General features: G+C 60.0%; 2 protein-coding genes. One reads left to right on the forward strand and one right to left on the reverse strand.

The genetic code is table 11. From position 1 onward, the window contains the following. Positions 1-328: hypothetical protein (locus ACZ3H8_RS40815; protein ID WP_467410446.1), on the forward strand; the 328-nt coding region annotated here is incomplete at its 5' end. 65 nt (positions 329-393) lie between these two features. Here ACZ3H8_RS40815 and ACZ3H8_RS40820 read toward each other — a convergent pair. Continuing rightward, positions 394-1,089, reverse strand: a complete 696-nt coding sequence (locus tag ACZ3H8_RS40820) for a hypothetical protein (protein WP_467410448.1) — start codon at positions 1,087-1,089, stop codon at positions 394-396. Positions 1,090-1,599: the final 510 nt, after the last annotated feature.

The raw sequence follows: 1,599 nt of genomic DNA on the forward strand, positions 1-1,599 counted from the left end.
AACCCCTCAACAAGGTTCATCGTCCCAGCTCAGAAGGCACCTTCGCGTTACTGCCCAGAACCCGCCTCCCGCACCAAGTGAAACGGCGAGGCTAGTGGCGCTTGTGATTGGTCTGCTGACGTTCTCGCAGGGCCGCACCATCAGTCGGCGGGACGACTTCACGGTGATCGCTGATCGGCTGGAGCGGCAGCTGGCAGACGAACGGCGGCAGCGGCGGCTCCTCACGAGCTACGTGCTGGACCTGCGTCGGTGGGGCCGCCGGATTGCGCCGAATGACGACCCGATTCCTGAACCGCCGTCAGAGCTGGACCTGACTCTGTGGGGATGAGCCCGTCCCTTGCGCCCACGCCGGCGGCCTTAAGTTGCACGCAGTAGACACCAGCGAGCTCGCGTTCAGCCCTCGATAGTGACCACTTTGTAGGTGAGCTGGTAATGCGCATCATCCTCTCCGTTCAGTTCCTTCGTGTGCTCGCCTGGGGGATCAAACCTCGAAAGATTCGTCGACCCCAGCCTGTCGTCCGCCCCCAAGGTGGTATCTCCGAAGAGAGCGACACCCATATTGTCGCCGTGGATCTCCCGTATCTCATTGATTTCGGCGGTAGTGGGTGGGCTCATTGTGACGAATCCTTCTGGGTCCCCCGGCGGCCACACCTTCACGCCATCAATTTGCATCTTGACGTCATCGGAGTCGCCGCCCGCGGTATGTAGGCACTTCAGCCTAATGATCTTGGCGGCAACTTGCAGTGGAGTGGTTTCAATTGCGAACGTCTCCGGCTGTGTGATCGCTTTGCAGTCTGGGCCCACCGCAGGGTCAAGATTCTGCTGGGAACGCAACGCGACCTCGGCGTAGATCTCTTCTTCGCCAATTTCCGTATCCGCGACGTCTTTGTTGATTCTTACCCTCCGACTCCGCTGCATGACTTGGCTGGTGGCCGTGAATACAGCCTCCTGGGTCGACGTGAGGTCGTCGTCTGCACCGATGACGTCGCTTTCTCGTACCTTCACGAACTCATGGAATTGAGTGCCGAGTTCACCCGGGTCAAACCTGGCCGTATATGTGATCGTGAATTCGAAGTCCGATGCACTCACGGGACTGCCGACTATACGCTGATCCGTCACGAGGCACACGTCAGTCGCCTCCTCGACATCTCGATGGTTTGAATAATCAACGCGAGTTTCTCAATGACCTTTACGGTCAACGTCCAGCGGTTGTTCGCGTGTCGCGACGCCGTTACTTGGGTTGACGACGCCCATCGCGACACCTCATCGCGCTTGGATTGGTCTGCAGAAGAACTCGATTTATCGGTCCTGCTGACCCTGTGTTCCACGTTACGCCTGGCATAGGTGGAAGGCGAGTCGGATATGACGGTGGGAGGGGAGTTGGCGAGCGTGAACTGACGCAGCGGTCCCGAAGTGCGCGTCGATCGGGTTCGCCCAGCCAAAGCCCCCGGAGGCGGCGAGGCCGCCGGACGCTCACCGGTCGACCGTGGCAAACAGGGCCTGAAACGCTCGGGTTAGCCTCGATCTTTCGTGACGGCTTGCCGCTTCATCTGGTGGGCCGTTTCGGCTTGTTGGATGGGGTGCGGGCAAGCCAGTGGC

It is taken from the genome of Streptomyces sp. NPDC002868, from assembly GCF_055563295.1.